Source organism: Enterobacter cloacae complex sp. P6RS, from assembly GCF_014982245.1.
Classification (GTDB): Bacteria; Pseudomonadota; Gammaproteobacteria; order Enterobacterales; family Enterobacteriaceae; genus Enterobacter; species Enterobacter bugandensis.
In genome coordinates this window covers 1-26,642 of sequence record NZ_JADCLB010000040.1, presented here as the reverse complement: position 1 = coordinate 26,642, position 26,642 = coordinate 1, and the positions used below count along the sequence as shown (strand labels likewise).

Here is a 26,642-nt window from a genome sequence, read left to right as displayed (position 1 = left end):
TGTCCCCGGACCGTACACCCTCAAGGGAGAGGGAACTTAAATCAAAAACTTTTCTCTGTCGGCTGCCAGGTGCAGAAGTCTTCGTTCGCCACCAGCAGCAGCTGAGAGCCTTCCGGCGCCTCAAGCCACGCCACGCTCACTTCCATAGACGAATGCCGCTGACGGCGCTGAATGTGTTCGGTTGCCCAGGATTCAAGCTCAGGCTTTACGGTCTGCCCTTCGCAGGTGGTCACCGTGCCATCGGCATGCCAGCGCCCCTGGCGCAGCACCACGCGGCCCTGACGCAGCGCGTCGCTGGTCTGACGGAGCTGTTCGGCGCGGTAGCGGTAAAGGGCGACCTGATCGCTGGAAAGCTGCTGTTTCAACCCGCTGACTTCATGCTGCATAAAGCTCAGCTCGCCGTGGTCGTCGAAACGCACCTTCACGTGTTCAGGGGTCTTGCTGTAGATGTTCAGTTCAATCAGCGATAGCGCATCGCCCTGCCAGCGGTACTCTGCGGTCGAGGTGTTGCCGTTATGCCACGGGCTGAACGCGGTAAGCATATGGACTTCATCGCTGGAATCTTTGCGCCAGATCCTGACCGCGCCCTGGTTGTCAGCATAGCCGCTGGCGGTAAACGGGGGGAGTGAGGAATCATGGCTACAGGCAGACAGCAACAGTACGCCTGCCAGCGCGAGCGTGCCACGCCAGAATGACAAAAGGGGCGTTGCCGCCCCTTCGTTAAAACTGTTCACTGCCACGCGTCTTACTTAACTGCGTCTTTCAGTGCTTTACCAGAAACAAATGCCGGCACGTTAGCTGCGGCGATTTTGATTTCTTTACCGGTCTGCGGGTTGCGGCCAGTACGCTCAGCGCGGTGGTTCACTTTGAAGGTACCGAAACCAACCAGTTGTACAGCATCGCCTTCTTTCAGAGACTCAGTAATAGCAGCCAGGGTAGATTCCAGAGCAGCTTTAGCCTGCACTTTAGACAGATCAGCCTTGTCCGCAATTACATCAATCAGTTGAGTCTTGTTCATAAGTTATCCTTTCAATGTGTTTATCGCTTGCTAAGCATCGAGTGCGACGAAAATGCCAAAAAAGCACTCTCCTGCATACACGCACCGATAGCCACTTTTTTTCGCCCCCCAAATGTAGACCAGACGGGGGGCAGAAGGGAAGAGTCGAGGTGCGACAAAACAGGCGTTAAATCACGTTTTGTTGTCTCATTGGTTAAAAATTATACCAATATTGCTCTCACCGGCCTCACGCAGGTCCGCGCGCAGCCCTTTGATCAGCTCAATATCACGCTCTTCACACTCTGCCAGCAGGCGGAAAATCTCCCACTGAATGTCCCATTCCTGTTCAACCGCCGGGTTAGCACGCAGCTCTTCGTCGGTCATTTCACGGCCTTCCTGCGTCATTTCCAGCATCGCGACGGTCGTGATGGATGCCTTACTGACTTCAATGGCGTGCTCCAGCGTTTCACCGCTCAGACGGGAGTGGATCAGCTCGCTCAACGCCACGCAGGCGTCGATAGCCGGATAAACGCCGTACAGGTCGTAATCGTCCGCCGCCGGGATCGCCTCTTCCAGCTTTTCGAGCTGTGAATCGAAGTTCACCTTTGCGTCTTTCACCGTCAGCGTCTCCCAGATCAAATCCAGGATACGTCGATAAATCTGGCCTTCGCCAAACTCCGTTTGCTTACAGAACGCGGCATAGTTGGGATACATGCGCTCGCACAGGCAAGCCATAAACGTCACGTGCTGCCAGCTTTCCAGCTTCTCAAGGCGCAGATGAATCGGGTTTTGTAACATGATGATGTCTCGAATCGAAAATTAGCCGCAGTTTACCTGAATCACGGCTGAATTTCCTGCCAACGAATGAATGCCGGACGTGAAGAGGCAACGGCGTCAGCCCAGCGGGTTGGCTCCGGTAACCGGTAGCCCTTCATGCAGCGCTGCACCCACGCCAGCGCGCTGTCCATGCTCACCCGATGCCCGGTGGCGATAAACAGCGGATTACAGCGCGCTTTACTGCGCCAGACCCACGCCAACTGCTCGCCTTTATGGATAAGCGGCGCCAGCGCGCCCGGTTCGGCAGAAAGCGGCTCAAACGCGCCGCACAGGCGTTTTTTCGCCACGCCGATGGTCGGCACGTCCACCAGCAGACCAAAGTGGCTGGCGACGCCTAAGCGACGCGGATGGGAGATACCGTGCCCGTCAACAAACAGGAGGTCAGGTTTTTGCGAGAGTTGCTCCCACGCGGCCAGCAGCGCGGGGTATTCGCGGAAGGAGAGAAAGCCGGGAATATAGGGCATGGTGGTGGCGATACGCGCCACCTTGTACTCCACCAGCTCCAGCGACGGGTATTTCAGCACCACCATCGCCGCCCGCGTCACTTCCCCGCCCTGCTCAAACCCGACGTCCGCCCCGCCAATGTACTGCGGGGGATCTTTATCCAGACGATCCTCGCGGATCACCGATGAAGCCAGTTCGATTTGCTGAGCGCGTAGCGACGCGAGATCCATAACCACTCCTTACTTGTGATACTGGGCAGAAAGCCGATGCACCGCCTCCACAAATACGCCTGCGTGTTCAGGCGGCACATCCTGATGAATGCCGTGGCCGAGGTTAAAGACGTGGCCTTCACCCTGGCCGAAACCAGACAGTATAGTCGACACTTCCTCTTCGATGCGGGCAGGCTGAGCATAGAGCATGGACGGATCCATGTTGCCCTGTAGCGCCACTTTGTCGCCCACGCGACGGCGCGCATCGGCAATATCGGTGGTCCAGTCGAGGCCCAGCGCGTCGCAGCCGGTGGCCGCCATCGCTTCCAGCCATTGGCCGCCGCCTTTCGTGAACAGCGTCACCGGCACGCGGCGACCGTCGTTTTCACGCAGCAGGCCATCGACGATTTTGTGCATGTAGTACAGGGAGAACTGCTGATAATCACGTCCGGTCAGCACGCCGCCCCAGGTGTCGAAAATCATCACCGACTGCGCGCCCGCTTTAATCTGCGCGTTGAGGTAGAGCGTAACGCTCTTCGCCAGCTTGTCGAGCAGCGCATGCAGCGCCAGCGGTTCGGCGTACATCATCTTTTTAATCAGGGTGAAGGCTTTGCTGCTGCCGCCTTCAACCATGTAGGTGGCCAGCGTCCACGGGCTGCCGGAGAAACCAATCAGCGGCACTTCGCCTTTCAGTTCACGGCGAATGGTGCGCACGGCGTTCATCACGTAGCCCAGTTCGCCTTCCGGATCGGGGATCGGCAGCTTATCGACGTCGGCTTTGCTTTTGATCGGCGAGGTAAAGCGCGGGCCCTCGCCGGTTTCGAAATAGAGCCCCAGGCCCATCGCGTCCGGAATGGTAAGAATGTCCGAAAAGAGAATGGCGGCATCCAGCGGGAAGCGGCGCAGCGGCTGGAGCGTCACCTCACAGGCCAGCTCGGCGTTTTTGCACAGCGACATAAAATCGCCCGCCTGCGCGCGCGTGGCTTTGTACTCTGGCAGATAGCGTCCCGCCTGGCGCATCATCCACACCGGGGTGACATCAACGGGCTGGCGCAGCAGCGCACGCAGATAACGATCGTTCTTCAGTTCGGTCATTTTGCAGTTCCTTATTGCGTCAGTCCGTCAGTGTAACACTACTCATACTCGGCCCGACACATTGCCACGGTATCTTCTATCAGGCGACGCGCCACCGTTCCCGGAGGGGGTAACAGCGGTAAATTGTCGTAGCGGTACCAGTTCGCCTCCAGCAGCTCTTTCTGGTCGATAACAATCTCGCCGCTGTCATATTCCGCCATAAACGCGGTCATCAGAGACATCGGGAACGGCCACGGCTGGGAGGTCACGTAGCGCAGGTTCTTCACCTTGATGCTGCTCTCCTCCATCACCTCGCGCGCCACCGCCTGCTCCAGCGTTTCGCCGACTTCCACGAACCCGGCGAGGACGGTATGAATGCCGTTGCGATGACGGGTATGTTGCGCCAGCAGGATGGAATCATCACGGCGGATGGCGACGATGATGCACGGCGCGATTTGCGGGTAGTAGCGTTCACGGCAGTGGCCGCAGAGCAGCGCCCATTCGGTTTTGCTTGGGTGCATGGTGTGGCCGCAGTAACCGCAATATTTGTGCGAACGGTAAAACTCCGCCAGCTGCACGCCCCGCCCCGCCAGCTGGAACAGGCCGACGTCCAGATCTAACACCTGACGTACGGATCCCATATCCTGACGGCGCGCCTGTTGGATCAACCACACGGGATCGCCCTGCCACTCGCCGATCTTCAGCGCGGGCTGGCCCACCAGATCGAACGTTTCCGCGGCACCGTAGGGCAACTCTCCTGAGGGCAGCCATAATTTTTGTTCGTGGCTGACGATCCACCAACCCAGATCTGATTTTTCAATAATACGATCCATATCTATTGCACTACCTTCGCTTCACTGACATGTTGTTAGCATTGTGGTTACATTTTGGATAAGCAGATCCCATTCTAAACCTTATGGAGTCGACCATGTTAAACCAGCTGGAAAGCCTGACTGAGCGCGTTGGAGGAAGTAACACCCTGGTGGATCGCTGGCTACATGTGCGCAAGCATCTCCTTGTGGCGTATTACAATCTGGTCGGTCTTAAGCCTGGCAAAGAATCCTTTATGCGGCTGAACGAAAAAGCGCTGGATGATTTTTGTCAGAGCCTTGTCGACTACCTGTCCGACGGCCATTTCAACATTTATGAACGCATTATCCGCGAAATGGAAGGGACAACGCCGTATTTAGCGGCCAGCAAACTCTGTCCGCAGCTGGAAGCCAATACCCAGCAGATCATGGACTATTACGATTCCACGCTCGAGAACGCCATCGATCACGATAACTATCTTGAGTTCCAGCAGGCGCTTTCGGACCTGGGCGAAGCGCTGGAAGAGCGATTCACGCTGGAAGATAAGCTCATCGCCCTCGTACTGGATAACAACCTGAATATCAGCAGCAGCGATAACGTTGCGCGCCCTGCTTGAGTTCTTAACCGTTAACGAGTAATTTACAACCAGTCGCCCCTCTGCGGAGGGGGATTTTTCTTGTCGGAGTGCCCAGTGTGTAAGCACGGGCTGAGACCGTTAATTCGGGATCCGCGGAACCTGATCAGGCTAATACCTGCGAAGGGAACAAGAGTCACGCTGCTGTTGTATCGCCCCTGGGGCGATCTCCTCTTGCTTCATCCGTCGTCTGACAAGCCATGTCCTTCACTTCTGGAATGAGCTATGTCTACAACAAAACTGACCCGCCGCGAACAGCGTGCACAGGCCCAACACTTCATCGACACCCTGGAAGGCACCGCTTTCCCGAACTCGAAACGCATCTACATCACCGGTTCACAGGCCGATATCCGCGTCCCGATGCGCGAAATCCAGCTCAGCCCGACGCTTATCGGCGGCAGCAAAGAGAACCCCCAGTATGAAGACAACGAAGCCGTGCCGGTATACGACACCTCCGGCCCGTACGGCGATCCCTCTGTCGTCATCAACGTGCAGCAAGGTCTGGCAAAGCTGCGCCAGCCGTGGATTGACGCGCGTAACGACTGCGAAGAACTGAGCGTGCGCAGCTCTGCGTACACCAAAGAACGCCTGGCCGACGACGGCCTGGACGAGCTGCGCTTTACCGGCCTGCTGACGCCAAAACGCGCCAGAGCGGGCAAATGCGTCACCCAGCTGCATTACGCGCGCCAGGGTATCGTCACGCCGGAGATGGAGTTCATCGCCATCCGCGAAAACATGGGCCGCGAGCGCATCCGCAGCGAAATATTGCGCCACCAGCATCCGGGTGAAGGCTTTGGCGCTCGCCTGCCGGAGAACATCACGCCGGAGTTTGTGCGTGACGAAGTGGCCGCCGGGCGCGCGATTATCCCCGCCAACATCAACCACCCGGAATCGGAGCCGATGATTATCGGCCGCAACTTCCTGGTGAAGGTCAACGCCAACATCGGCAACTCTGCCGTCACCTCGTCCATCGAAGAAGAGGTGGAAAAGCTGGTCTGGTCCACGCGCTGGGGCGCGGACACGGTGATGGACCTCTCCACTGGCCGCTACATCCACGAAACCCGAGAGTGGATCCTGCGTAACAGCCCAGTGCCGATTGGCACCGTCCCGATTTATCAGGCGCTGGAGAAGGTCAACGGCATCGCCGAAAACCTCACCTGGGAAGCGTTTCGTGACACGCTGCTGGAGCAGGCGGAACAGGGCGTGGACTACTTCACCATTCACGCGGGCGTGCTGCTGCGCTACGTGCCGATGACGGCGAAACGTCTGACCGGCATCGTCTCGCGGGGTGGCTCCATCATGGCGAAATGGTGCCTGTCCCATCATCAGGAAAACTTCCTCTACGAGCACTTCCGCGAGATCTGCGAAATCTGCGCCGCGTACGACGTCTCGCTGTCGCTGGGCGACGGCCTGCGTCCTGGCTCCATCCGCGATGCCAATGACGAGGCGCAGTTTGCCGAGCTGCACACCCTGGGCGAGCTGACTAAAATCGCCTGGGAGTATGACGTGCAGGTGATGATTGAAGGCCCGGGCCACGTGCCGATGCAGATGATCCGCCGCAACATGACCGAGGAGCTGGAGCACTGCCACGAAGCGCCGTTCTACACCCTGGGGCCGTTGACCACAGATATCGCACCGGGCTACGACCACTTCACCTCCGGGATTGGCGCGGCGATGATCGGCTGGTTTGGCTGCGCCATGCTCTGCTACGTGACGCCGAAAGAGCACCTCGGCCTGCCCAACAAAGAGGACGTTAAGCAGGGACTGATTACCTACAAGATTGCCGCCCACGCGGCGGATCTGGCGAAAGGCCATCCGGGCGCGCAAATCCGCGATAACGCCATGTCCAAAGCGCGCTTTGAATTCCGCTGGGAAGACCAGTTTAACCTGGCGCTGGATCCGTTCACCGCCCGCGCCTATCACGACGAGACCCTGCCGCAGGAGTCGGGCAAGGTGGCGCACTTCTGCTCCATGTGCGGGCCAAAATTCTGCTCGATGAAAATCAGCCAGGAGGTGCGGGATTACGCCGCCGCGCAGACCATTGAAGTCGGTATGGCAGACATGTCGGAAACCTTCCGCGCCAGAGGCGGCGAAATTTACCTCAAAAAAGAGGAGGCGTAATGTACAAGCCCGATTTCCCCTCCGTGCCCTTTCGCTTAGGGCTTTACCCGGTGGTGGACAGCGTGAAGTGGATCGAACGCCTGCTGGAGGCCGGCGTTCGCACCCTCCAGCTGCGCATCAAAGATAAGCGTGATGAAGAGGTGGAGGCCGACGTCGCCGCCGCCATCGCGCTGGGGCATCGCTACAATGCCCGCCTGTTTATCAACGACTACTGGCGGCTGGCCGTTAAGCACCGGGCGTACGGCGTGCATTTGGGCCAGGAGGATCTGGAAACCACCGATCTGAACGCCATTCGCCAGGCTGGCCTGCGCCTTGGCGTTTCAACACACGATGATATGGAAATCGACGTGGCGCTGGCGGCCCGCCCCTCCTACATCGCCCTCGGTCACGTTTTCCCGACGCAAACCAAGCAGATGCCGTCTGCACCGCAGGGTCTGACGCAGCTGGCGAGCCACGTTAAGCGCCTTGCCGATTACCCGACCGTCGCCATCGGTGGAATCAGCCTTGAACGCGCCCCGGCGGTGCTGGAGACCGGCGTCGGCAGTATCGCCGTCGTCAGCGCTATCACCCAGGCGGCAGACTGGCGGTCCGCCACCGCGCAGCTTTTACAGCTGGCAGGAGCGGGCGATGAATGACCGCGATTTTATGCGCTACAGCCGCCAGATCCTGCTGGAGGATATCGCCATTGACGGGCAGCAAAAGCTGCTTGCCAGCCGGGTACTGATTGTCGGCCTGGGCGGATTAGGCGCGCCCGCCGCGCTGTATCTGGCTGGTGCGGGCGTGGGCACGCTGGTGCTGGCCGATGACGACGAGGTGCACCTCAGCAACCTGCAACGGCAAATCCTCTTCACAACTAAAGATGTCAACCAGCCTAAAGCGCAGATCACCCGGCAGCGGCTTAACCAGCTTAATCCGGATATCGAACTGATTGCTCTGCAGGAGCGCCTCAGCGGTGAAAGCCTGCGCCATGAGGTCGCCCTTGCCGACGCGGTGCTGGACTGCACGGACAACATGGCGACGCGCCAGGCGATTAACGCCGCCTGCGTGGCAACGAATACGCCGCTTATCACCGCCAGCGCGGTGGGGTTCGGTGGGCAGATGATGGTCCTGACCCCGCCGTGGGCGCAGGGCTGCTACCGCTGCCTGTGGCCGGACGAGGCTGAACCGGAGCGTAACTGCCGCACGGCAGGCATTCTTGGCCCGGTGGTGGGCGTGATGGGTACCCTTCAGGCGCTGGAGGCTATCAAGCTGCTCAGCGGCATGGAGACGGAACGCAACACGCTCCGGCTGTTCGACGCCCGCTCCAGCGGCTGGCGCCATCTGGCACTACACCGCGCCAGCCACTGCCCGGTATGCGGAGGCCACGATGCGCATTCTGTTTAACGATGAGCCGATGACGTGCGACGACGGTCTCACCGTTGCCGCCCTGCTCGACAAATTGCGCCAGCTCAAGCCGGGAACGGCGCTGGCGCTCAATCAACAGATCCTGCCGCGCGAGCAGTGGGAACTTCAGCAGGTCAATGAAGGCGACCAGATCCTGCTGTTTCAGGTTATCGCTGGGGGCTGAGATGTTACGTATTGCTGATAAAGTCTTTGATTCACATCTGTTTACCGGAACCGGCAAATTCGCCTCGCCGCAGCTGATGGTGGATGCTATTCGTGAAAGCGGCAGCCAGCTGGTGACGCTGGCAATGAAGCGCGTGGATCTGCGCCAGCACAACGATGCCATACTTGCGCCGCTACTGGAGGCAGGCGTGACGCTCTTACCAAACACTTCCGGAGCGAAAACGGCCGAGGAGGCGATTTTCGCCGCACAGCTGGCGCGGGAAGCGCTCGGTACCCGCTGGCTGAAGCTGGAAATTCACCCGGATGCCCGCTGGCTGCTGCCCGACCCGATCGAGACCCTGAAAGCCGCAGAAAAGCTGGTGCAGCAGGGGTTTACCGTTCTGCCTTACTGCGGCGCGGATCCCGTGCTGTGTAAGCGTCTGGAAGAGGTCGGCTGCGCCGCCGTCATGCCGCTGGGGGCGCCCATTGGCTCCAATCAGGGGCTGGAAACCCGCGCGATGCTGGAGATCATCATCGAGCAGGCGACCGTGCCGGTGGTGGTGGATGCGGGGATCGGCGTGCCCAGCCATGCCGCGCAGGCGCTGGAAATGGGTGCCGATGCGGTGCTGGTGAATACCGCCATTGCGGTGGCCGACGACCCGGTCATGATGGCGCGTGCGTTTCGTCTCGCCGTGGAGGCTGGCGTGCTGGCCAGAGAGTCCGGCCCCGGCTCGCGCAGTTTTCAGGCACAGGCCACCAGCCCGCTGACCGGTTTTCTGGAGGCGATCTCATGAGCACGTTTACCGAGCGCTGGCGCGAGCTTAACTGGGACGATATTGCCCTGCGCATCAACAGCAAAACGGCGGCTGACGTGGAGCGCGCGCTGAATGCCCGTCAGCTGACCCGCGAGGATCTGATGGCCCTGCTCTCCCCGGCGGCCAGCGCCTACCTCGAACCCATGGCCCAGCGAGCGCAGCGGCTCACCCGCCAGCGTTTTGGCAACACGGTGAGCTTCTACGTGCCGCTCTATCTCTCCAACCTGTGCGCCAATGACTGCACCTACTGCGGCTTCTCCATGAGCAACCGCATCAGGCGTAAAACGCTTGATGAAGGTGAGATTGCCCGCGAGTGTGCGGCCATTCGTGAAATGGGTTTTGAGCATCTTCTTCTGGTCACGGGCGAGCATCAGGGAAAAGTGGGAATGGACTATTTCCGCCAGCATCTGCCTGCGATACGTCGGGAGTTTGCGTCGTTGCAGATGGAGGTTCAGCCCCTGTCGCAGGTCGAGTATGCGGAGTTAAAAACGCTCGGGCTGGACGGCGTTATGGTCTATCAGGAAACCTACCACGAGACGACGTACGCGCGGCATCACCTGAAAGGGAAGAAGCAGGATTTTTTCTTCCGGCTGGAAACGCCGGACAGGCTGGGCCGCGCCGGGATCGACAAAATCGGGCTGGGTGCGCTAATTGGGCTTTCCGATAGCTGGCGGGTAGATTGCTACATGGTGGCAGAACATCTGCTGTGGCTGCAACAGCACTACTGGCAGACCCGATACTCCATCTCCTTCCCACGCCTGCGCCCCTGCGCAGGCGGCATTGAACCGGCTTCGCTGATGGATGAACGCCAGCTGGTGCAGACCATCTGCGCGTTTCGCCTGCTCGCCCCGGAAGTGGAGTTATCGCTCTCAACGCGTGAATCCCCGGCGTTTCGCGATCGCGTCATCCCGCTGGCGATTAACAACGTCAGCGCATTTTCCAAAACGCAGCCGGGCGGGTATGCAGACGATCATCCGGAGCTGGAGCAGTTTGCACCGCATGACGGACGGCGTCCGGAAGCTGTTGCCGCCGCCCTGACGGCACAGGGTTTACAGCCTGTCTGGAAAGACTGGGACAGCTGGCTGGGAAGAGCCTCGCAATGACGATGTAACGCACTGCAACACGGTAGAAAATTATCGAGGCGTTACGGAAAGGTAAAACCGGATGATTGTCAGCGATCGTCCGGTTTTTTATTGTCATCAGGTCAGCAACGGATGCTGACCAGGGCGAAAAGCTTCTTCCTCGTTTCGCCCTGCCTCCGATTCCGTGCATAAGAGGGGCGCAAAAGTATGGATAAGGAATTTCTTAGTGATTCTTAAGATAAATCATCTCGCCTGAAATCGTGTTCCGTATAATTCACCGCTAACCGCAGGACAGCGACTATGCTGAGAGGATATCGGCAGACGAAAAATATTCACCATCAGGATCGATGTACAACTCATGGCACTTCACAGCAAAAAGCTCTCTTTCACCCGACCCATTATGCTCAGCTTCGCGGGGATTCTGTGCAGTTTTGCGCTGATCGCGGTCGTGGTAACTCTTTCACAACGAAAGGATTTCCTTGAGGACTATCATAAGATTAATGGCAATTTCACCCATAACCTTGCGGTGAACTACACCGAGTCAATCCTGCGTGAAAACGATTATATCCTGGGCCGCTCCGCGATGTATTTTGCACGCGATGACAGGCTAAACGAGACCCTCAACGTCAACCCGACGCAAGGGCTGCAGATGATGATGCATTTGCAAAACCTGATGCCGACCGTGTCATCCATCTCGCTGGCAGACACGCAGGGACATTATCTGCGCGCCCCGGAAGTGCTCCAGACGGAAAAGAGTAAAACCTTCGATCCCCGGACGCGTCCGTGGTTTGTCGCCCATGCTGAAGCCAGTATATTCAGCCACTACACCCGTCCCTATATGGACTACTTCAACGGTCATCCGACGGTCACACTCTATAAACCGTTAATTTCACCAGAAGGTCGACTTAAAGGTACGATTGCGTTTCATCTCGACTTAACGTCAATGGGCTACACCCTGCGTCAGATGGTCGCCCCTGTTCAGGGGGAATTCTTCGTCGTCGAACGCGATGGCGCCGTCGTGCTGCACCCTGATACGGGCGCGCTTTTCAAACAGTACGTCAGCGAAGCGCTGATGGATAAAATGACCAGCGGCGAAGGCCACCTTTACGATAAGAAAACCGACGCCTGGTATTACTACTACTCATTTACCAATCCAGACTGGTTTGTCATCTACAGGGTCTCTGGCGCAACGCTTACCGATATCACCCGACACGAAACGACAATCGTAGGCTGGGGTTTCGCGCTGGCGGCCATCATTATCATTCTCTTCGGCCTCTATCTGCGTCATGCCTCGCGTACCGTGTTGATGACCATTATCAATGCGATCAAAACGGGCGATGTGAGCCAAGCGCCGCGTCTGGAAGCGATGCTGAGCCGCACCATTCAGTCCAATAAAGAGCGTGAGATGGCGTATGTTCGTCAGGCCACTCACGATGCGCTGACCGGCTGCAAAAACCGCCGTGCGTTCGATAACGATGTGGAGGAATTATTAAATGCCCACCAGCCTTTCGCGATGGCGCTGGTTGATATTGATAACTTCAAGTCAATTAACGACACGTGGGGACACCTGAGCGGCGACATTGTCCTGCGTAACGTGGCGCGCGAGGGGATCCAGATAATGCAGCCCCACCACGTCTCGGTCTATCGCTATGGTGGTGAAGAGTTCGCGGTAATTTTCCAGGCCGAGCAGATCGCTGCCGCATTTTCATTGCTTGACGCATGGCGCACCGCCGTTGAAAGACGCGTATGGCGGGAAGACAATCTGCACGTCACGTTCAGCGCGGGTCTGGGTGAATGGCACTTCGAACCGCTGGAACAATTTGTAGGTAGCGTTGATAACGCGCTCTACAGTGCTAAAAAGCAGGGAAAAAACCGTATTGTTCGCACTGCCGTCGGCTGACTTTCTCTCTTACTCGAAGAATTGTAACCGGTTTCAGAAAAATGCCGCTTTCTTTGTGATGCCTGACACACAATCGCGGTAAAGCGGTTGTTGAAGCTCTCTGCGCAGGATAATTATCAATAAACACATGTAGATCGAGGCTGATTATGAAGAACATCGTTTTATGCTGTGCAGCGGGAATGTCAACCAGCATGCTGGTTCAACGTATGAAAGATGCCGCGCAGAAAAAAGGGGTTGAAGTCACTATTAAAGCCGTTCCGGTTGCGGAGTTTAAAGACAATATCGCGACGGCCGACATCGTATTGCTGGGGCCACAGGTTAAATACGAGCAGGCTAAACTGCAGGCACAGGCCGACCCGCTGGGCAAAAAGGTCGCGGTGATCGACATGATGGATTACGGCATGATGAAAGGCGATGCCGTACTGGAAAAAGCGCTTAAACTGCTGGAGTCATAATGGAAGACTTAGAAACCACAATCATGGAACTGCTGGTCAACGCCGGTGCGGCCCGCAGTGCGGCCCTGACGGCTCTGCAGATGGCGCGTAAAGGTGAGTTTGACGAAGCTGAAAAAGCGATGGAAGAATCCCGCGAATATGTGAAGCACGCGCATACGATCCAGACGCAGCTTATTGGACTTGACGAAGGGACCGGGAAACTGCCGGTTAACCTGATCACCGTTCATTCTCAGGACCACCTGATGAACGCGATGGTTATTCAGGATCTGGCGGGCGATATGATTGAGCTTTATCGACGCATCCCGTTAGTGAATTGAAGAAATGCAGATATAAAAAAACCCGCCGAGGCGGGTTTTTTATTTACGGCATCAACGATTACTCGTTGTCGGAACCGCCCAGACCTGCGTTCAGCAGTTCTGCCAGGCTCGCGGATGCATCTTCAGCAGTAACCTGCGGTGCAGCTGGCAGTTCGCCCGCAGCGCGACGACGCATACGATCCTGATGGTACGCATAACCGGTACCGGCAGGGATCAGACGACCCACGATGACGTTCTCTTTCAGACCGCGCAGTTCATCACGTTTACCAGCAACAGCGGCTTCGGTCAGGACACGAGTCGTTTCCTGGAACGATGCTGCGGAGATGAAGGACTCGGTTGCCAGAGACGCTTTGGTGATACCCAGCAGATCGCGTGCGAAGGTCGCACCGATTTTGCCGTTCGCTTCCAGATCGCGGTTAGCGATCTTAACGCGTGAGTATTCAACCTGCTCGCCTTCCAGGAAGTCGGAGCTGCCCGCGTTTTCGATGGTTGCTTTACGCAGCATCTGACGAACGATAACTTCGATGTGCTTATCGTTAATCTTAACGCCCTGCAGGCGGTATACATCCTGTACTTCGTTAACAATGTAACGAGTAACAGCATGCACACCACGCAGACGCAGGATGTCGTGCGGCGCTTCTGGACCGTCGGAAACCACGTCACCACGTTCTACACGTTCACCTTCGAACACGTTGAGCTGACGCCACTTAGGAATCATCTCTTCGTACGGCTCGCTGCCATCTACTGGGGTGATAACCAGACGGCGCTTACCTTTAGTCTCTTTACCGAAGGAGATGATCCCGCTGATTTCAGCCAGGATTGCAGGCTCTTTCGGACGACGTGCTTCGAACAGGTCCGCAACGCGTGGCAGACCACCGGTGATGTCCTTGGTACCGCCGGATTCCTGAGGAATACGCGCCAGGGTGTCACCAGAGCTGATCTGTACGCCATCTTCCAGCTGTACAATCGCTTTACCCGGCAGGAAGTACTGCGCAGGCATATCGGTACCCGGGATCAGAACGTCGTTACCCTGAGCATCAACGATTTTCAGTGCAGGACGCAGATCTTTACCGCCGGTAGTACGTTCAGCAGAATCCAGAACCACCAGAGAAGACAGACCGGTCAGCTCGTCGGTCTGACGAGTAATGGTCTGGCCGTCGATCATGTCAGTAAAGCGGATGAAACCACTTACTTCGGTGATTACCGGCATGGTGTGTGGATCCCAGTTTGCAACGGTTTCACCGCCGGCAACCTGCTCGCCATCACCTTTCGCCATAACCGCACCGTAAGGCACTTTATAGCTCTCTTTGGTACGACCGAATTCGTCGATCAGCTTCAGCTCGGTGTTACGAGAGGTCACAACCAGCTTGCCTGCGGAGTTAACAACAGACTTCGCGTTGCTGAGCTTGATGCTACCTTTGTTTTTCACCTGAATGCTGGATTCAGCAGCCGCACGAGATGCCGCACCACCGATGTGGAACGTACGCATCGTCAGCTGTGTACCCGGCTCACCGATGGACTGTGCCGCGATAACGCCGATGGCTTCACCTTTGTTGATGATGTGGCCACGCGCCAGGTCACGACCGTAGCAGTGTGCACACACACCAAAGTCGGTGTCACAGGATACAACGGAACGCACTTTCACAGAGTCAACAGAGTTCGCTTCCAGCAGGTCACACCACTGTTCGTGCAGCAGGGTGTTGCGTGGAACCAGAATGTCTGCAGTGCCCGGCTTCAGAATGTCTTCCGCGGTCACACGACCCAGTACGCGATCGCGCAGCGGCTCTTTAACATCACCACCCTCGATAACCGGGGTCATGGTGATACCTTCGAGGGTGCCACAATCGTCTTCGGTCACAACCAGATCCTGCGCAACGTCAACCAGACGACGCGTCAGATAACCGGAGTTCGCTGTCTTCAGTGCGGTATCCGCCAGACCTTTACGCGCACCGTGCGTGGAGATGAAGTACTGGAGTACGTTCAGACCTTCACGGAAGTTCGCGGTGATTGGCGTTTCGATGATGGAGCCATCTGGCTTCGCCATCAGACCACGCATACCTGCCAGCTGACGAATCTGTGCTGCAGAACCACGCGCACCGGAGTCGGCCATCATGTAGATGCTGTTGAAGGAAACCTGCTGCTCTTCGACGCCGTCACGGTTAATCACGGTTTCGGTTTGCAGGTTATCCATCATCGCTTTGGATACACGATCGTTCGCCGCTGCCCAGATATCGATAACTTTGTTGTAACGTTCGCCCGCGGTTACCAGACCAGACTGGAACTGCTCCTGGATCTCAGCAACTTCAGCTTCCGCTTCAGAGATGATCTCGTGTTTCTTCTCTGGGATGACCATGTCATCGATACCAACAGATGCACCTGAACGCGCTGCATAAGCAAAGCCGGTATACATTGTCTGGTCAGCGAAGATAACGGTCGGCTTCAGACCCAGAATGCGGTAACAGGTGTTCAGCATTTTGGAGATCGCTTTCTTGCCCAGCGCCTGGTTGACGATGGAGAAAGGCAGACCTTTCGGTACGATCATCCACAGAATGGCACGGCCAATGGTCGTGTCTTTCAGGCTGGTCTTCGCAACGAATTCGCCGTTTGCATCTTTTTCGTATTCGGTGATACGCACTTTAACGCGCGCATGCAGAGAGGCCAGGCCAGCGCGATAAATACGCTCAGCTTCTTTCGGGCCAGTCAGCACCATGCCTTCGCCTTTGGCGTTAACACAGTCACGGGTCATGTAGTACAGACCCAATACAACGTCCTGAGAAGGAACGATAATTGGTTCACCGTTCGCTGGAGACAGGATGTTGTTGGTAGACATCATCAGCGCACGCGCTTCGAGCTGGGCTTCCAGCGTCAGCGGTACGTGAACAGCCATCTGGTCACCATCGAAGTCGGCGTTATAGGCCGCACAAACCAGCGGGTGCAGCTGGATAGCTTTACCTTCGATCAGAACTGGCTCAAATGCCTGGATACCCAGACGGTGCAGGGTTGGTGCACGGTTCAGCAGTACCGGGTGTTCGCGGATAACTTCGTCCAGGATATCCCAAACGACAGCTTCTTCACGCTCAACCATTTTCTTAGCGGCTTTGATGGTGGTGGCCAGGCCACGCAGCTCCAGCTTGCCGTAGATGAACGGTTTGAACAGCTCCAGTGCCATTTTCTTCGGCAGACCGCACTGATGCAGACGCAGGTATGGACCTACGGTGATTACAGAACGACCGGAGTAGTCAACACGCTTACCGAGCAGGTTCTGACGGAAACGACCCTGCTTACCTTTGATCATGTCGGCCAAAGATTTCAGAGGACGCTTGTTAGAACCGGTGATCGCACGACCGCGACGACCGTTATCCAGCAGGGCATCTACCGCTTCCTGCAGCATACGTTTTTCGTTGCGTACGATGATGTCCGGCGCAGCCAGATCCAGCAGACGTTTCAGACGGTTGTTACGGTTGATAACGCGACGATACAGATCGTTCAGATCGGACGTTGCGAAACGACCACCATCCAGCGGAACCAGCGGACGCAGATCTGGCGGCAGAACCGGCAGAACGGTCAGGATCATCCACTCTGGTTTGTTACCAGACTGAACGAACGCTTCCAGCAGTTTGATACGCTTGGTCAGCTTTTTACGCTTGGTTTCGGAGTTGGTTTCGTTCAGCTCTTCACGCAGCTGCTCGCACTCCTGCTCCAGATCCATGCTCTTCAGCAGGGCCTGAATAGCTTCCGCACCCATCTTCGCGTCGAATTCGTCACCGAACTCTTCCAGCGCGTCCAGATACTGCTCTTCAGTCAGGATCTGGTGACGTTCCAGGTTCGTCATCCCGCCTTCGATAACTACATAAGATTCGAAGTACAGAACACGTTCGATATCGCGCAGCGGCATATCCAGCAGCAGACCGATACGGGACGGCAGAGATTTCAGGAACCAGATGTGAGCAGTTGGAGACGCCAGCTCGATGTGGCCCATACGCTCACGGCGTACTTTAGTCTGGGTCACTTCAACGCCGCACTTCTCACAGATCACACCGCGGTGTTTCAGGCGCTTGTACTTACCGCACAGGCACTCGTAGTCTTTTACTGGCCCGAAAATACGCGCACAGAAAAGGCCGTCACGCTCAGGTTTGAACGTACGGTAGTTGATGGTTTCCGGCTTTTTAACTTCACCGAAAGACCATGAACGGATCATGTCTGGCGAAGCCAGAGCAATTTTGATCGCATCAAACTCTTCGGTTTTAGTCTGCGCTTTCAGAAACTTTAATAAATCTTTCACGGATTTGCTCCCGTCGGAGTTAGCACAATCCGGTGCCGGGGGTTAACCCGGCACCAGTGACCTGTTTGAGCGAGAATTACTCGTCTTCCAGTTCGATGTTGATACCCAGCGAACGAATCTCTTTCAACAGTACGTTGAAGGATTCTGGCATGCCTGGTTCCATCTGATGGTTGCCGTCCACGATGTTTTTATACATCTTGGTACGACCGTTCACGTCATCAGACTTAACGGTGAGCATTTCCTGCAGGGTGTATGCCGCGCCGTATGCTTCCAGCGCCCACACTTCCATCTCCCCGAAGCGCTGACCACCGAACTGTGCCTTACCACCCAGCGGCTGCTGAGTAACCAGGCTGTAAGAACCGGTAGAACGAGCGTGCATCTTGTCGTCGACCAGGTGGTTCAGTTTCAGCATGTACATGTAACCTACGGTTACTGGACGCTCAAACTGTTCACCGGTACGGCCGTCAAACAGCGTAATCTGACCAGACGTTGGCAGACCACCCAGTTGCAGCAGCTCTTTAATTTCAGCTTCTTTTGCACCGTCGAATACCGGCGTTGCAATTGGCATACCTTTGCGCAGGTTCTCTGCCAGACGCAGCACTTCTTCATCGCTGAAGGTGTTCAGGTCGACTTTCTGACGCACGTCGGTACCCAGATCGTAGGCACGCTGGATGAATTCGCGCAGTTTCGCGACTTCCTGCTGCTGTTTCAGCATGGCGTTGATCTTGTCGCCGATACCTTTCGCAGCCATACCCAGGTGGGTTTCCAGGATCTGACCAATGTTCATACGAGACGGTACGCCCAGTGGGTTCAGTACGATATCTACCGGCGTACCGTTAGCATCGTGCGGCATATCTTCGATCGGGTTGATCTTAGAGATAACACCCTTGTTACCGTGACGACCTGCCATCTTATCACCAGGCTGGATCTGACGTTTAACGGCCAGATACACCTTAACAATCTTCAGCACGCCTGGTGCCAGATCGTCGCCCTGAGTGATTTTGCGGCGTTTCGCTTCGAGTTTTTTCTCGAACTCGTGTTTCAGTTCGTCATACTGCTCAGCCAGCTGTTCCAACTGATTTTGTTTTTCTTCGTCGGTCAGGCCGAGTTCCAGCCAGCGATCGCGTGGCAGTTTGTCGAGCTTCTCAGCTTCAACGCCACCGGCAACCAGCACCGCATAGATACGGCTGAACAGACCTGCTTCGAGGATCTGCAGTTCTTCAGACAGGTCTTTCTTAGCCTGTTTGAGCTGCATCTCTTCGATTTCCAGCGCACGCTTATCTTTTTCAACGCCATCACGAGTGAAGACCTGAACGTCGATAACCGTACCGGAAACACCGTTTGGTACGCGCAGAGAAGAGTCTTTAACGTCAGACGCTTTCTCACCGAAGATAGCACGCAGCAGTTTCTCTTCTGGGGTCAGCTGGGTTTCACCTTTCGGCGTCACCTTACCTACCAGAATGTCGCCGCCGGTCACTTCCGCACCGATGTAAACAATACCGGATTCATCCAGCTTGGAGAGCGCAGCTTCACCCACGTTAGGGATGTCGGCAGTGATCTCTTCTGGCCCCAGCTTGGTGTCACGGGACACACAGGCCAGTTCCTGAATGTGGATGGTGGTGAAACGATCTTCCTGAACCACACGCTCGGAGACGAGGATGGAGTCTTCGAAGTTGTAACCGTTCCACGGCATGAACGCTACGCGCATGTTCTGACCGAGCGCCAGTTCACCGAGGTCGGTGGACGGACCGTCTGCCAGCACGTCGCCGCGCTCAACTGGCTCACCCAGAGATACGCAAGGCATCTGGTTGATACAGGTGTTCTGGTTAGAACGGGTGTATTTGGTCAGGTTGTAGATGTCGATACCCGCTTCGCCCGGATACATCTCGTCTTCGTTAACTTTGATAACGATACGGGATGCGTCAACGTACTGAACGGTACCGCCACGCTTAGCAACTGCCGTAACACCGGAGTCAACGGCAACAGCACGTTCCATACCGGTACCAACCAGCGGCTTATCAGCACGCAGAGTTGGAACGGCCTGACGTTGCATGTTCGCACCCATCAATGCACGGTTGGCGTCATCGTGTTCCAGGAACGGGATCAGGGACGCACCGACGGATACCACCTGCTGGGTGGATACGTCCATGTAGTCAACCTGGTCGCGGCTGAACAAGCTGGATTCGCCTTTGCTACGGCAGGTAACCAGATCTTCTACAAAGTGGCCTTCGTCATCCAGGTTGGAGTTCGCCTGAGCGATAACGTAGTTGCCTTCTTCGATAGCAGACAGGTAATGAATTTCGTCGGTAACCACACCGTCGGTCACTTTACGATACGGGGTCTCAAGGAAACCGTATTCGTTTGTCTGTGCGTACACGGACAGGGAGTTGATCAGACCGATGTTTGGACCTTCAGGCGTTTCGATTGGACATACGCGACCGTAGTGAGTCGGGTGTACGTCTCGAACTTCAAAGCCTGCACGTTCACGGGTCAGACCGCCTGGGCCGAGTGCAGAGATACGACGTTTGTGCGTGATCTCAGACAGCGGGTTGTTCTGGTCCATGAACTGGGACAGCTGGCTGGAACCGAAGAACTCTTTCACTGCTGCAGAAATCGGCTTGGCGTTGATCATATCCTGAGGCATCAGGGTATCCAGATCGCCCAGAGACAGACGCTCTTTCACCGCACGCTCTACACGTACCAGGCCAACGCGGAACTGGTTTTCCGCCATTTCGCCAACGGAACGGATACGACGGTTGCCGAGGTGGTCGATGTCGTCCACTTCGCCTTTGCCGTTACGGATATCAATGAGCTTCTTCATCACTTCGATGATGTCGTCTTTGCTCAGGATACCGGAACCTTCGATCTCGTCGCGCAGCAGAGAACGGTTGAACTTCATACGACCTACCGCGGACAGATCGTAGCGGTCTTCGGAGAAGAACAGGTTCTCGAACAGGCTTTCAGCCGCTTCGCGAGTTGGTGGCTCACCAGGGCGCATCATGCGGTAGATTTCTACCAGCGCGCTCAGACGATCGTTGGTTGGGTCGACGCGTACAGTCTCAGAGATGTACGGACCGTGGTCCAGATCGTTGGTGAACAGCGTTTCGATACGTTTGTGGCCAGACTGGCTCAGCTTAGCCAGCAGATCCAGGCTCAGCTCCATGTTCGCCGGGCAGATCAGCTCGCCAGTTGATTCATCAACGTAATCTTTCGCGGCTACTTTTCCTGCAATGTATTCAACCGGAACTTCGATGTGTTTGATATCATCTTTTTCCAGCTGGCGGATGTGGCGCGCGGTGATACGGCGACCTTTTTCCACATACACTTTGCCGTCGGCTTCGATGTCGAACGACGCGGTCTCACCACGCAGACGTTCCGGCACCAGCTCCATCTGCAGCTTGTTGTCGCGGATTTCAAAGATCACTTTCTCAAAGAACAGGTCCAGGATCTGCTCAGTGGTATAGTTCAGTGCACGCAGAATGATGGTTGCAGGCAGTTTACGACGACGGTCGATACGGACAAACAGGTTGTCTTTTGGATCGAACTCGAAGTCCAGCCATGAACCACGGTAAGGAATGATGCGTGCATTATACAGTACTTTACCGGAAGAGTGTGTTTTACCTTTATCGCTGTCGAAGAAGACGCCCGGGCTACGATGCAGCTGGGAAACGATAACACGCTCAGTACCGTTGATAACGAAAGTACCGTTGTCCGTCATGAGTGGAATCTCACCCATGTAGACTTCTTGTTCTTTAATGTCTTTTACGGTGCCTTCCGGCGCTTCGCGCTCGTAGATCACCAGACGCAGTTTTACGCGCAGCGGTGCGGAATAGGTCACGCCACGGATCTGACATTCCTGAACGTCAAACACCGGTTCGCCAAGGCGGTAGCTGACGTACTGCAGCTCGGAGTTACCGCTGTAGCTCTGAATCGGGAACACGGAACGGAAGGCTGCTTCCAGACCGTACTGCCCTTCAGGATCTTGCTCGATAAACTTCTGGAACGAGTCAAGCTGGATAGAAAGGAGATATGGAATGTCCAGAACTTGTGGACGTTTACCAAAATCCTTACGAATACGTTTTTTCTCGGTATAGGAGTAAACCATAGGGTTCCTCAGCTCGCTGACAAGTCGACCCATCTGTCCGACGAAGGGACAGTTTGTGCAACACCATTTTGTGGACCGGAAAATTGAATACTTTCCGCAATACCTGTTGCTATCACGCTTAAACCATTTCATTGCGATTTACACAGAGCGAGCACCCTGTCGCAGTATATTAAGTCGTCGATAGAAACAAGCATTGTCAGGACAATCAGCAGTCAAACAGTGTGAAATGCTACTGATGCCTTACAGCGCAAAAAGGCTGGTGACTAAAAAGTCACCAGCCATCAGCCTAATTGCTTAGGCTGCAACCAGAAAAGTTGGCTTATTTAACTTCAACTTCAGCGCCAGCTTCTTCCAGAGATTTTTTCAGTGCTTCTGCGTCGTCTTTGCTCACGCCTTCTTTCAGCGCAGCTGGAGCAGATTCTACCAGGTCTTTAGCTTCTTTCAGACCCAGGCCAGTTGCGCCACGTACTGCTTTGATAACAGCAACTTTGTTCGCGCCAGCAGCTTTCAGAATTACGTCGAATTCAGTTTTTTCTTCAGCAGCTTCAGCCGGGCCAGCAGCTACAGCTACAGCAGCAGCAGCAGAAACACCGAATTTTTCTTCCATTGCAGATACCAGCTCTACAACGTCCATTACGGACATAGCTGCAACTGCTTCAATGATTTGATCTTTAGTGATAGACATTTAAATTGTTCCTGAAAATCAGAATAAGTTTATACGTAAGCAAATGCTTTATAAAGATAACTGCGATTAAGCAGCTTCTTTCGCATCGCGTACAGCAGCCAGAGTGCGAACCAGTTTGCCAGCCGCAGCTTCTTTCATGGTTGCCATCAGGCGTGCAATTGCTTCTTCGTAGGTCGGCAGGGTTGCCAGGCGATCGATTTGCGATGCCGGGATCAACTCACCTTCAAAGGCTGCAGCTTTGACCTCAAATTTTGCATTCGCTTTCGCGAACTCTTTGAACAGACGAGCAGCAGCGCCCGGGTGTTCCATAGAGTATGCAATCAGGGTCGGACCAACAAACGTGTCTTTCAGGCACTCGAACTGAGTACCTTCAACTACGCGACGCAGCAGGGTGTTACGAACAACACGCATGTATACGCCAGCTTCACGACCTGCTTTACGCAGTTCAGTCATTTTGTCTACAGTAACGCCACGGGAATCCGCAACTACTGCAGACAGCGCGCCTTTGGCTACTTCGCTGACTTCAGCAACAATCGCTTGTTTGTCTTGAAGATTTAAAGCCATTAGCTTTGCTCCTGGATGTTTGCCGGAACTCATGTTCCGGAACTCACTTCACTCAACCCAACGGGAAGAGCGTCTTAATACGGTGAGCAGAAACAAGCCAGAGTATTAAAAATAATCTTAGCGTTCTGTCACCGTCTACGCAGGGGATTAAGTTTCTTGCGAAACACCTGCGGTCTTCGACGGAGGCCTGGATAGGCCAGGCTCCAACGAACAAATCTTTTAGCCGCTAACTTTCGTTAGCAAACGTGGGGGTAAGATTGTAGACAAAATCACCGCCCACGTAAAGGCATTAGTTTGCAGCAGCGCTCAGGCCAGCCTGGTCAACTGCAACACCTGCACCCATGGTGGTGGAGATGCTAACTTTCTTGATGTACACGCCTTTCGCCTGAGTTGGTTTAGCTTTTTTCAGCGCAACCAGCAGAGCTTCCAGGTTTTCTTTCAGTTTGTCAGCGTCAAAGTCCACTTTACCGATGGTGGTGTGGATGATGCCGTTTTTGTCGTTACGGTAACGAACCTGACCTGCTTTAGCGTTCTTAACCGCTTCAGCAACGTTAGGGGTTACAGTACCCACTTTCGGGTTTGGCATCAGGCCGCGTGGACCCAGAACCTGGCCCAGCTGGCCAACAACGCGCATTGCATCTGGAGAAGCAATAACAACGTCAAAGTTCATTTCGCCTTTCTTGATCTGATCAGCCAGATCTTCCATACCTACCAGTTCAGCGCCGGCAGCTTTAGCAGCTTCAGCGTTTGCACCCTGAGCAAATACAGCTACGCGAACGGAACGGCCAGTACCGTGTGGCAGTACAGTTGCGCCACGAACGTTCTGATCGGATTTACGAGCATCGATGCCCAGGTTAACGGCAACGTCAACGCTTTCAACGAACTTAGCAGTCGCCAGTTCTTTCAGCAGAGCAATAGCTTCGTTGATGTCGTACTGTTTGGTCGCATCAACTTTGTCACGGATCACGGACATGCGCTTGGTCAGTTTAGCCATTTCTTAGTCCTCCACTACCAGGCCCATGGAACGTGCAGTACCTTCGATGGAGCGAGTCATCGCTTCAATGTCGGCACCAGTCATGTCGGCAGCTTTGGTCTGCGCGATTTCCTGCAGCTGAGCGCGGGAAATTTTACCCACTTTGTCTTTGTTCGGTTTACCGGAACCAGACTTGATACCAGCCGCTTTCTTCAGCAGAACTGCTGCTGGAGGGGTTTTGGTAACGAAAGTGAAAGAACGGTCAGCGTAAACAGTGATTACGACTGGGATTGGCAGACCTTTTTCCAGGGATTCAGTTTTTGCGTTGAACGCTTTACAGAATTCCATGATGTTCACACCCTGCTGACCCAGAGCTGGACCAACTGGTGGACTTGGGTTCGCCATACCAGCTGCAACCTGCAGCTTGACGTAGGCTTGTACTTTCTTAGCCATTCTAAAATCCTCTGATTGGGTAATAGCGCCTCAGGGAGGCTCCCCGTGAATAAAATTCGTTTTACGGGCCGGGACCCATAAAAACAAAAGGCGCGAAATTGTATTCCAATCCCGCGCCTTGTGCAACGATTAAATCGTCGCTTTTTTGATCGCTGCTTAGGCTTTTTCTACCTGGGCAAAGTCCAGCTCTACCGGGGTCGCACGACCGAAGATAGAAACAGAAACTTTCAGGCGGGACTTCTCATAGTCCACTTCTTCAACCACGCCATTAAAGTCAGCAAACGGACCGTCATTAACACGAACCATTTCACCCGGTTCAAACAGCGTTTTCGGACGCGGCTTATCACCCACCTGCTGCAGGCGGTTCATAATCGCATCAACTTCTTTGTCGCTGATTGGCGCCGGACGGTCAGACGTGCCGCCGATAAAGCCCATCACACGCGGCACGCTGCGCACCAGGTGCCAGCTCGCGTCGTTCATAACCATCTGAACCAGCACGTAACCCGGGAAGAATTTGCGCTCGCTTTTGCGACGCTGGCCGCCACGGATCTCAACCACTTCTTCGGTCGGAACCATAACTTCGCCAAACAACTCTTCCATATTGTGTAATTTGATATGCTCACGCAGCGACGTTGCTACGCGGCCTTCAAAACCGGAAAACGCCTGAACGACGTACCAGCGCTTTTTAGGGGCTTCAGACATCTCAGAACCTCAGGCCAGTGATAAAGGATACCAGGCGAACCAGAATACCATCCAGTCCCCACAGGATCAGTGACATTACAGCGGTTACCGCCGCTACGATCAGCGTGGTGTGCAATGTTTCCTGGCGAGTCGGCCAAATGACCTTGCGGACTTCGGTACGCGCTTCGCGGGCAAACGCAACGGTCGCTTTGCCTTTTGTCGTCAACAGCGCGACACCACCCGCCGCAGCAATCAGAATTACCACTGCAAGCGCGCGTAGCGGCAGCATCATGTCACGATAAAGATAGTTGCCGACAATCGCCACAATCAGCAGCACGGCTACAACTACCCATTTCATCGCTTCCAGGCCGCGCCCGCTCCCTTGAGCTTCGGTATTCGCACTCATAAACCAACCTGTCAGAAGTATTCTACAAACATTTTCACCCCGCGAGTGCGAGGCAAACCAATCGAAATGCTATTCGCTTTTCGTATTATACGCTCTCCGCAGAGCCTGTCTCAGCAATGATTATGACAAAATTAATCACTGATGAGCCAGGTTCTGATGTGAAAGCGTGCAAAAAGGGCATCAAATGATGCCCTTTTATTGCGCATTGCGTCAAATGTTATCAGCGATTAGCCGAGAACTTTAGCAACAACGCCCGCGCCAACGGTACGGCCGCCTTCACGGATTGCGAAACGCAGACCGTCGTCCATCGCGATTGGGTGGATCAGAGTCACAACCATCTTGATGTTGTCGCCTGGCATTACCATCTCTACGCCTTCTGGCAGTTCGATGGTACCGGTCACGTCAGTTGTACGGAAGTAGAACTGTGGACGGTAGCCTTTGAAGAACGGAGTATGACGGCCGCCTTCGTCTTTGGACAGGATGTACACTTCAGATTCGAACTTGGTGTGTGGCTTGATTGAGCCTGGCTTCGCCAGAACCTGACCACGTTCGATTTCTTCACGTTTGATACCACGCAGCAGAACACCAACGTTCTCACCAGCACGGCCTTCGTCCAGCAGTTTGCGGAACATTTCAACGCCAGTACAGGTAGACTTCGCAGTCTCTTTGATACCAACGATTTCAACTTCTTCACCAACTTTGATGATACCGCGCTCTACACGACCGGTAACAACGGTACCACGACCGGAGATGGAGAATACGTCTTCGATTGGCAGCAGGAATGGCTTGTCAATCGCACGCTCTGGTTCTGGGATGTAAGAATCCAGGAAGCCAGCCAGTTCGATGATTTTCGCTTCCCACTCAGCGTCGCCTTCCAGCGCTTTCAGCGCGGAACCACGAACGATTGGAGTGTCGTCGCCCGGGAAATCGTACTGAGACAGCAGTTCACGAACTTCCATCTCTACCAGTTCCAGCAGCTCTTCGTCATCAACCATGTCGCATTTGTTCAGGAACACGATGATGAAAGGAACGCCTACCTGACGACCCAGCAGGATGTGCTCACGAGTCTGAGGCATTGGGCCGTCAGTCGCAGCAACAACCAGGATCGCGCCGTCCATCTGCGCAGCACCGGTGATCATGTTTTTAACATAGTCGGCGTGGCCTGGGCAGTCTACGTGTGCGTAGTGGCGAGTCGGGGTGTCGTACTCAACGTGAGAGGTGTTGATGGTGATACCACGAGCTTTTTCTTCTGG

The 26,642-nt window shown here is 55.2% G+C and carries 25 protein-coding genes and 1 riboswitch; of the genes, 10 read left to right on the top strand and 15 right to left on the bottom strand.

Annotation, left to right across the window (positions count from 1 at the left end):
• Positions 1-41 precede the first annotated feature (41 nt).
• The 6 genes from INF73_RS21425 to nudC form a co-directional block, all read right to left on the bottom strand.
• A complete protein-coding gene (locus INF73_RS21425) occupies positions 42-734 on the bottom strand; it encodes a DUF1481 domain-containing protein (protein WP_028015109.1) in 693 nt (230 codons plus the stop codon).
• An 11-nt stretch (positions 735-745) separates the two neighbouring features.
• Positions 746-1,018, bottom strand: a complete 273-nt coding sequence (gene hupA / locus INF73_RS21420; protein ID WP_002445246.1) for a nucleoid-associated protein HU-alpha — start codon at positions 1,016-1,018, stop codon at positions 746-748.
• Positions 1,019-1,204: 186 nt separating this feature from the next.
• Entirely contained in the window at positions 1,205-1,795 is a 591-nt protein-coding gene (locus tag INF73_RS21415) for a YjaG family protein (protein WP_022646712.1), read from the bottom strand.
• Positions 1,796-1,836: 41 nt separating this feature from the next.
• Positions 1,837-2,508: a deoxyribonuclease V gene (nfi, locus tag INF73_RS21410; RefSeq protein ID WP_010425928.1), complete on the bottom strand. Its 672-nt coding sequence runs from the start codon at positions 2,506-2,508 to the stop codon at positions 1,837-1,839.
• Between the two features lie 9 nt (positions 2,509-2,517).
• Complete coding sequence (gene hemE, locus INF73_RS21405) at positions 2,518-3,582, bottom strand: uroporphyrinogen decarboxylase (RefSeq protein ID WP_041911588.1); 1,065 nt, start codon at positions 3,580-3,582, stop codon at positions 2,518-2,520.
• A 38-nt stretch (positions 3,583-3,620) separates the two neighbouring features.
• Positions 3,621-4,394 (bottom strand): NAD(+) diphosphatase, encoded by a 774-nt coding sequence (gene nudC, locus INF73_RS21400; RefSeq protein WP_045630297.1) that lies wholly within the window; start codon positions 4,392-4,394, stop codon positions 3,621-3,623.
• Positions 4,395-4,489: 95 nt separating this feature from the next.
• Here nudC and INF73_RS21395 point away from each other — a divergent pair, with 95 nt between their 5' ends.
• The 10 genes from INF73_RS21395 (at position 4,490) to INF73_RS21350 (ending at position 13,240) form a co-directional block, all read left to right on the top strand.
• The gene (locus INF73_RS21395) at positions 4,490-4,987 is read left to right on the top strand and encodes an Rsd/AlgQ family anti-sigma factor (protein ID WP_028015105.1); all 498 of its coding nucleotides are present in this window, start codon (positions 4,490-4,492) and stop codon (positions 4,985-4,987) included.
• 54 nt (positions 4,988-5,041) lie between these two features.
• A riboswitch (TPP riboswitch) is annotated at positions 5,042-5,151 on the top strand.
• Positions 5,152-5,230: 79 nt separating this feature from the next.
• Positions 5,231-7,126, top strand: coding sequence for a phosphomethylpyrimidine synthase ThiC (thiC, locus tag INF73_RS21390; RefSeq protein ID WP_193541682.1), 1,896 nt, complete (start codon positions 5,231-5,233; stop codon positions 7,124-7,126).
• Entirely contained in the window at positions 7,126-7,761 is a 636-nt protein-coding gene (gene thiE / locus INF73_RS21385) for a thiamine phosphate synthase (protein ID WP_048999973.1), read from the top strand. The genes thiC and thiE overlap by 1 nt, the downstream gene beginning before the upstream one ends.
• Positions 7,754-8,509 (top strand): HesA/MoeB/ThiF family protein, encoded by a 756-nt coding sequence (locus INF73_RS21380; protein WP_136344261.1) that lies wholly within the window; start codon positions 7,754-7,756, stop codon positions 8,507-8,509. Before thiE ends, INF73_RS21380 begins: the two co-directional genes overlap by 8 nt.
• Positions 8,493-8,693: a sulfur carrier protein ThiS gene (thiS, locus tag INF73_RS21375; RefSeq protein WP_028015101.1), complete on the top strand. Its 201-nt coding sequence runs from the start codon at positions 8,493-8,495 to the stop codon at positions 8,691-8,693. Before INF73_RS21380 ends, thiS begins: the two co-directional genes overlap by 17 nt.
• A 1-nt stretch (position 8,694) precedes the next feature.
• Positions 8,695-9,465, top strand: a complete 771-nt coding sequence (gene thiG / locus INF73_RS21370) for a thiazole synthase (RefSeq protein WP_059357739.1) — start codon at positions 8,695-8,697, stop codon at positions 9,463-9,465.
• The gene (thiH, locus tag INF73_RS21365) at positions 9,462-10,589 is read left to right on the top strand and encodes a 2-iminoacetate synthase ThiH (protein WP_193541679.1); all 1,128 of its coding nucleotides are present in this window, start codon (positions 9,462-9,464) and stop codon (positions 10,587-10,589) included. Before thiG ends, thiH begins: the two co-directional genes overlap by 4 nt.
• 337 nt (positions 10,590-10,926) lie before the next feature.
• Positions 10,927-12,468: a sensor domain-containing diguanylate cyclase gene (locus INF73_RS21360; protein ID WP_192987623.1), complete on the top strand. Its 1,542-nt coding sequence runs from the start codon at positions 10,927-10,929 to the stop codon at positions 12,466-12,468.
• Positions 12,469-12,614: 146 nt separating this feature from the next.
• Positions 12,615-12,923: a PTS sugar transporter subunit IIB gene (locus INF73_RS21355; RefSeq protein WP_010425948.1), complete on the top strand. Its 309-nt coding sequence runs from the start codon at positions 12,615-12,617 to the stop codon at positions 12,921-12,923.
• Positions 12,923-13,240 (top strand): PTS lactose/cellobiose transporter subunit IIA, encoded by a 318-nt coding sequence (locus INF73_RS21350; protein ID WP_008503455.1) that lies wholly within the window; start codon positions 12,923-12,925, stop codon positions 13,238-13,240. The genes INF73_RS21355 and INF73_RS21350 overlap by 1 nt, the downstream gene beginning before the upstream one ends.
• Before the next feature lie 58 nt (positions 13,241-13,298).
• Here the strand turns inward: INF73_RS21350 and rpoC are convergent, their stop codons facing one another.
• The 9 genes from rpoC to tuf form a co-directional block, all read right to left on the bottom strand.
• On the bottom strand, positions 13,299-17,522 hold the full coding sequence (gene rpoC, locus INF73_RS21345) for a DNA-directed RNA polymerase subunit beta' (RefSeq protein ID WP_028015097.1): 4,224 nt from the start codon (positions 17,520-17,522) through the stop codon (positions 13,299-13,301).
• Positions 17,523-17,598: 76 nt separating this feature from the next.
• Positions 17,599-21,627: a DNA-directed RNA polymerase subunit beta gene (gene rpoB, locus INF73_RS21340; protein ID WP_015569976.1), complete on the bottom strand. Its 4,029-nt coding sequence runs from the start codon at positions 21,625-21,627 to the stop codon at positions 17,599-17,601.
• Positions 21,628-21,946: 319 nt separating this feature from the next.
• Complete coding sequence (gene rplL / locus INF73_RS21335; protein ID WP_002445276.1) at positions 21,947-22,312, bottom strand: 50S ribosomal protein L7/L12; 366 nt, start codon at positions 22,310-22,312, stop codon at positions 21,947-21,949.
• 66 nt (positions 22,313-22,378) lie between these two features.
• Positions 22,379-22,876 (bottom strand): 50S ribosomal protein L10, encoded by a 498-nt coding sequence (gene rplJ / locus INF73_RS21330; RefSeq protein ID WP_003862338.1) that lies wholly within the window; start codon positions 22,874-22,876, stop codon positions 22,379-22,381.
• Between the two features lie 289 nt (positions 22,877-23,165).
• Positions 23,166-23,870, bottom strand: a complete 705-nt coding sequence (rplA, locus tag INF73_RS21325; protein ID WP_006810530.1) for a 50S ribosomal protein L1 — start codon at positions 23,868-23,870, stop codon at positions 23,166-23,168.
• Between the two features lie 3 nt (positions 23,871-23,873).
• Positions 23,874-24,302, bottom strand: a complete 429-nt coding sequence (rplK, locus tag INF73_RS21320) for a 50S ribosomal protein L11 (RefSeq protein WP_008503452.1) — start codon at positions 24,300-24,302, stop codon at positions 23,874-23,876.
• A 156-nt stretch (positions 24,303-24,458) separates the two neighbouring features.
• A complete protein-coding gene (gene nusG / locus INF73_RS21315) occupies positions 24,459-25,004 on the bottom strand; it encodes a transcription termination/antitermination protein NusG (RefSeq protein ID WP_003862341.1) in 546 nt (181 codons plus the stop codon).
• Between the two features lies 1 nt (position 25,005).
• Positions 25,006-25,389: a preprotein translocase subunit SecE gene (gene secE, locus INF73_RS21310; protein ID WP_003862342.1), complete on the bottom strand. Its 384-nt coding sequence runs from the start codon at positions 25,387-25,389 to the stop codon at positions 25,006-25,008.
• Positions 25,390-25,616: 227 nt separating this feature from the next.
• On the bottom strand, positions 25,617-26,642 hold a 1,026-nt coding region (tuf, locus tag INF73_RS21305), incomplete at its 5' end, for an elongation factor Tu (RefSeq protein ID WP_062936174.1).

What these genes read in the sequence shown, in the direction of transcription:
- hupA (WP_002445246.1), bottom strand. Translation starts at nt 1,018, where the DNA reads ATGAACAAGACTCAACTGATTGATGTAATTGCGGACAAGGCTGATCTG.
- INF73_RS21415 (WP_022646712.1), bottom strand. Translation starts at nt 1,795, where the DNA reads ATGTTACAAAACCCGATTCATCTGCGCCTTGAGAAGCTGGAAAGCTGG.
- nfi (WP_010425928.1), bottom strand. Translation starts at nt 2,508, where the DNA reads ATGGATCTCGCGTCGCTACGCGCTCAGCAAATCGAACTGGCTTCATCG.
- hemE (WP_041911588.1), bottom strand. Translation starts at nt 3,582, where the DNA reads ATGACCGAACTGAAGAACGATCGTTATCTGCGTGCGCTGCTGCGCCAG.
- nudC (WP_045630297.1), bottom strand. Translation starts at nt 4,394, where the DNA reads ATGGATCGTATTATTGAAAAATCAGATCTGGGTTGGTGGATCGTCAGC.
- INF73_RS21395 (WP_028015105.1), top strand. Translation starts at nt 4,490, where the DNA reads ATGTTAAACCAGCTGGAAAGCCTGACTGAGCGCGTTGGAGGAAGTAAC.
- thiC (WP_193541682.1), top strand. Translation starts at nt 5,231, where the DNA reads ATGTCTACAACAAAACTGACCCGCCGCGAACAGCGTGCACAGGCCCAA.
- thiE (WP_048999973.1), top strand. Translation starts at nt 7,126, where the DNA reads ATGTACAAGCCCGATTTCCCCTCCGTGCCCTTTCGCTTAGGGCTTTAC.
- INF73_RS21380 (WP_136344261.1), top strand. Translation starts at nt 7,754, where the DNA reads ATGAATGACCGCGATTTTATGCGCTACAGCCGCCAGATCCTGCTGGAG.
- thiS (WP_028015101.1), top strand. Translation starts at nt 8,493, where the DNA reads ATGCGCATTCTGTTTAACGATGAGCCGATGACGTGCGACGACGGTCTC.
- thiG (WP_059357739.1), top strand. Translation starts at nt 8,695, where the DNA reads ATGTTACGTATTGCTGATAAAGTCTTTGATTCACATCTGTTTACCGGA.
- thiH (WP_193541679.1), top strand. Translation starts at nt 9,462, where the DNA reads ATGAGCACGTTTACCGAGCGCTGGCGCGAGCTTAACTGGGACGATATT.
- INF73_RS21360 (WP_192987623.1), top strand. Translation starts at nt 10,927, where the DNA reads ATGGCACTTCACAGCAAAAAGCTCTCTTTCACCCGACCCATTATGCTC.
- INF73_RS21355 (WP_010425948.1), top strand. Translation starts at nt 12,615, where the DNA reads ATGAAGAACATCGTTTTATGCTGTGCAGCGGGAATGTCAACCAGCATG.
- INF73_RS21350 (WP_008503455.1), top strand. Translation starts at nt 12,923, where the DNA reads ATGGAAGACTTAGAAACCACAATCATGGAACTGCTGGTCAACGCCGGT.
- rpoB (WP_015569976.1), bottom strand. Translation starts at nt 21,627, where the DNA reads ATGGTTTACTCCTATACCGAGAAAAAACGTATTCGTAAGGATTTTGGT.
- rplL (WP_002445276.1), bottom strand. Translation starts at nt 22,312, where the DNA reads ATGTCTATCACTAAAGATCAAATCATTGAAGCAGTTGCAGCTATGTCC.
- rplJ (WP_003862338.1), bottom strand. Translation starts at nt 22,876, where the DNA reads ATGGCTTTAAATCTTCAAGACAAACAAGCGATTGTTGCTGAAGTCAGC.
- rplA (WP_006810530.1), bottom strand. Translation starts at nt 23,870, where the DNA reads ATGGCTAAACTGACCAAGCGCATGTCCGTGATCCGTGACAAAGTTGAT.
- rplK (WP_008503452.1), bottom strand. Translation starts at nt 24,302, where the DNA reads ATGGCTAAGAAAGTACAAGCCTACGTCAAGCTGCAGGTTGCAGCTGGT.
- nusG (WP_003862341.1), bottom strand. Translation starts at nt 25,004, where the DNA reads ATGTCTGAAGCCCCTAAAAAGCGCTGGTACGTCGTTCAGGCGTTTTCC.
- secE (WP_003862342.1), bottom strand. Translation starts at nt 25,389, where the DNA reads ATGAGTGCGAATACCGAAGCTCAAGGGAGCGGGCGCGGCCTGGAAGCG.